The 3,972-nt window shown below is 49.9% G+C and carries 3 protein-coding genes; 1 reads left to right on the top strand and 2 read right to left on the bottom strand.

The genetic code is table 11. The annotated features are described in order from the left end of the window. Window positions 1-858: 858 nt before the first annotated feature. Together ACR0KW_RS24090 and ACR0KW_RS24085 are read right to left on the bottom strand one after the other, a co-directional pair. A complete protein-coding gene (locus ACR0KW_RS24090; protein WP_480807288.1) occupies window positions 859-1,767 on the bottom strand; it encodes a hypothetical protein in 909 nt (302 codons plus the stop codon). A gap of 128 nt (window positions 1,768-1,895) precedes the next feature. Beyond that, window positions 1,896-2,843 (bottom strand): hypothetical protein, encoded by a 948-nt coding sequence (locus tag ACR0KW_RS24085; protein WP_480807287.1) that lies wholly within the window; start codon window positions 2,841-2,843, stop codon window positions 1,896-1,898. Between the two features lie 290 nt (window positions 2,844-3,133). Here ACR0KW_RS24085 and ACR0KW_RS24080 point away from each other — a divergent pair, with 290 nt between their 5' ends. Further along, window positions 3,134-3,760 (top strand): recombinase family protein, encoded by a 627-nt coding sequence (locus tag ACR0KW_RS24080; protein ID WP_480807286.1) that lies wholly within the window; start codon window positions 3,134-3,136, stop codon window positions 3,758-3,760. The last annotated feature ends 212 nt before the right edge of the window (window positions 3,761-3,972 follow it).

Genomic DNA, 3,972 nt, shown 5'->3' with positions numbered 1-3,972 from the left:
GCCCTTAAATGAGATCGTCACGGCCTGCTCCTGTCATGTTCTAGTGCGCGCTACCAGAAATGCACTCGACCTGACAGGTAAGGGCCAAGTTTGCGACAAAACCGCGAGCCTTAAACCTTAAAAATTCGACGGAATTGGAACGCACTCCTGCATCGTCGGGAGCAAACCTACCGGTAACCTGGGCATGAGACATAGTTATCGTGCTGCAAGATATGACCGCCGCCACGATCATATCGTTGTTCTACTTCTTCCGGTAGGCGTTGATGACAGATGTTCCGTAATCTGTAGATCTTCCGACAGTGTTAGAACTTGTTTCGACGGCGGCGTCTGAGTTCATCGAGTTCACGGCGTTCGCGCTGAGCATGGATAATAGTCGCGACGACTCGCATGCTTAAGTATACCAAAAAAACACCTCCAACCCCGCCAATTAGGAAAGACATAACCAAGTTGAGGTTCGTGTACATGTACGCCAAATAAGTGCCGCCGAAGAGCACAAGACCACCTAAAAAATTCCAAAACGCGTCAGGCACCTTACTTCTTTCTTGTATGTTTCTGCTCGATTTTCAGATCACGACACTTCGGTTGAAAATTCCCATAAATCAAGTAGGTATAGGTGAAAATTTGGAGGCAGACCAAGAAAACGCAATACACCGCTCTGCTTTTGTTCAAAATTCTCAGATGAGCAGGATTTAACATCGGGCACACCGACACCACGAATTGCGATGGCCCGCAAAACGCCGAAAGGGCAGCGCCCGAGTTTGCGTCGCGATGGTTCTGTGAAATCGTGACAGTCTGCTACAGCTTCAATTTAGAGCGCGCACGGGTTCGGTTGGGGCAGTAACGCCCCAACCCACATTTCTATCGAAACAGACGAGTAAACAGGCTTCCAGCAGGCTTGCTCGGCTTCCGAGCCAGAGCTTTCTCATCTGCCTTCGAGAGCGGAACACCACCGCTCTTTTTCTTCTTCGCCACCGCATATGGGTCAGTCAGAAGACCGTTATTGAGGTCGTATTCGATCTCGAGGGCGCTCAGATGCCATTTCGGGAATTTCGCCAGTTCATTTTCATAGTTCACCAGACCGAACATCAGGCCAGGAACAACAAAGCGATCCTCCATGGACATGCAGAAGCCACGCCTCAGGTTCTGATGACGTTCTGCGCAGTTCCTACGCATTCCTGTACTACCATACAGATCTTCTCTGTTGTGAACATACACATTGGAATACCCAACACGCCGCATTTCTACGGTTGAATTTTCAGAGGTATACTCTTTCACGCGCTTGAAGTGACCATTTTTGCCACGAAGCCGCTCCTCGCTTAGAATACCCCCTGGATAAGACCGAACAGGCCTACCTGCCAGAAATTCAGGGCTCCTCGGGTCCTCAATGAACCGCTCGTCTTCAGTATCGTAAACCTTGATGAAATCAGACACCTCTCCCGCTGGATCAAAGCATTCCGAGATGATTTCAAACAGGGCTGGAAAAGTGAAGTGATCCCAGACCACCAGAGGTTCGCTGATTTTGCCCTCAAACCAGATAGAGTCGATGTCATTTTTGTTGAGCTCCGACGGAACCCGGTATCCTGGCATCAACACGATCTGATATCTATGGGGATCGCCCGACTCTCTGATCCAGAGGTCCTTCCTAAACGGACTGAAAGGGCTAATGCTCAGGTATGAGAAGCACGGATACTCCCGGCTCGCGAACGAGATTGGTCCCGTTAACTCTGCCGTCGAGATGTCCTCTGCTCGGTTTATTGATAGCGTCATTTCCTGCCCTCCTTTTTGGCGGCAGAAAATGACATCGTATTCGCTCCGTCAACACCAACTTTGTTAGCTGTTGCTAACGTAGAAAGCGCATGAGTGACGTTGGGGCAATAAAGCCCGGACCCACTCTCTTAACGGAAGAGTCGCGAGAAAATGCTTCCAGCTGGCTTTCTGGACCCCCGAGAAAGAACCTTTTCGTCTGCTTTCGACAGCGGAACCCCGCTGGTCTTTTTCTTCTTTGCCACCACATAAGGATCGGTCAGAAGACCATTGTTGAAGTCATACTCAATCTCCAGGCTACGCAGATGCCATTTTGGAAACTTTGCGAGTTCATTTTCGAAATTGACCAGACCGAACATCAGGCCGGGAACGACGAAGCGATCCTCCATGGACATGCAAAACCCCCTCCTCAGGTTCTGATGACGTTCTGCGCAGCTCCTACGCATTCCACGGGTTCCATACATACTGTCATAGTTGTGAACATACACATTGGAATATCCAACACGCCGCATTTCTACGGTTGAGTTTTCAGAGGTATACTCCTTCACGCGCTTGAAATGACGGTTTCTTTTCCGATGCCGTTCTTCACTCAAAATATCACCAGGATTTGTGCGAACAGGACGACCCGCCAGAAATTCAGGACTCCTCGGGTCATCGATGAACCGCTCGTCCTTGGTATCGTAGACCCTGATGAAATCAGACACTTCCCCCGCCGGGTCGAAGCATTCAGAGATGATTTCAAAAAGAGTTGGATGCGTGAAGTGGTCCCAGACCACCAGCGGCTCGCTGATTTTGCCTTCAAACCAGATCGAATCGATATCATTTTTATTGATCGCCGACGGAACTCGGTATTCTGGCATCAACATGATCTGGTATCTATGGGGATCACCCGACTCTCTGATCCAGAGGTCCTGCTTAAGCGGACTGAAAGGGCTAATGCTCAGGTGTGAGAAACATGGATACCCTCGGGTCGCGAAGGAGATCGGTCCCGTAGACTCTGCCGTCGAGATGTCCTCTGCCCGGTTCATTGATTGCCTCATTTCCTGCCTTCCTTTTTTTTTGGCGGCAGAAAATGACATCGTATTCGCTCCGTCAACACCAACTTTGTTAACTGCTGCTACACACCTCATTTTTGGGTTCTTGGCGGGTCGTTTAGCGAGCTTCGTTGTGATTCACCTGGAAATTCGCTGCCATCTTGAGTCTTTAGATCAAACCCAATGTCTAATTGGCCCCTGCCCTAATTTACGTCCGCAGCTAGATTTCGCTTACAACGAAAAACAGGTGTCAAAAATTTAGGCGCTGTACTTTTTTAACATTATGTAAATAGGGTATATGCTATCTTTACAAAAAGAGACAATCGAGGCAGCGGATGGCACATTTTGGATACGCCAGGGTTTCCACGCCTGATCAAATCGCTGGGCTAGAGAACCAAGTACGAATTCTCCGCGAACATTGTACCGGCCCGGATGATGATTTCCTGGAGGAGAAGACGTCAGCCTTCATGGGTGGGCACCAAGTAGTTCGCGACGAGCTGATCCAGAAGTATATGCGAAAAGGTGACTGCCTGATCGTCACACAGCTCAGCAAGCTATGTCGTCGGCCGAGGGAGATCATCGAGATCGACGAGATCTTGCAAAAGAAAGGGGCCCACCTAAAGATCTTGGACCCTGGTATGGACACATCGACACCAATCGGAAGGATGATGGTCACAGTGATCGCGGCCATTGATCAAATGGAAGTCGAGACAATGAAAGAGCGCCAGGCCGTCGGTATCGCCGCCGCCAAAGCTGCCGGAAAGTACAAAGGCCGAAAACCGATCTCGGACGAGAAGCGGGAGAAGATCCTCAAAGAGGTGCGTCGCGGATCTAAGATACAGATGATCGCTGACCATTTTAAGGTATCAAGGCCGACCATCTATAATCTAATGAAAGCCGCTGGTGTGACCCGCCCTGCGCCGGGCGAAACCTCCGACAAGGCCGAAGGTAAAGATCAGTGACCGAGTTCGTCTATCCTCCGCTTCTACACAGTTCACTGAACGAAATTAAGTAGATCTGGGCTGGACCCCCTACAGTTCGATGACATACTCAGTGCAATGCTGAACCATGGTCTTGTTGTGCATCTAGGGTCAGGATTCATAACCAGTAGATGACGGTTGCTGCGAGCGCGATGACAGAAAGGAATACTTTGGGACAGCGGTCATAGCGGGTT

This window comes from Ruegeria sp. CG11 (genome assembly GCF_056537245.1).
This window is presented reverse-complemented; position numbering and strand designations above follow the sequence as displayed.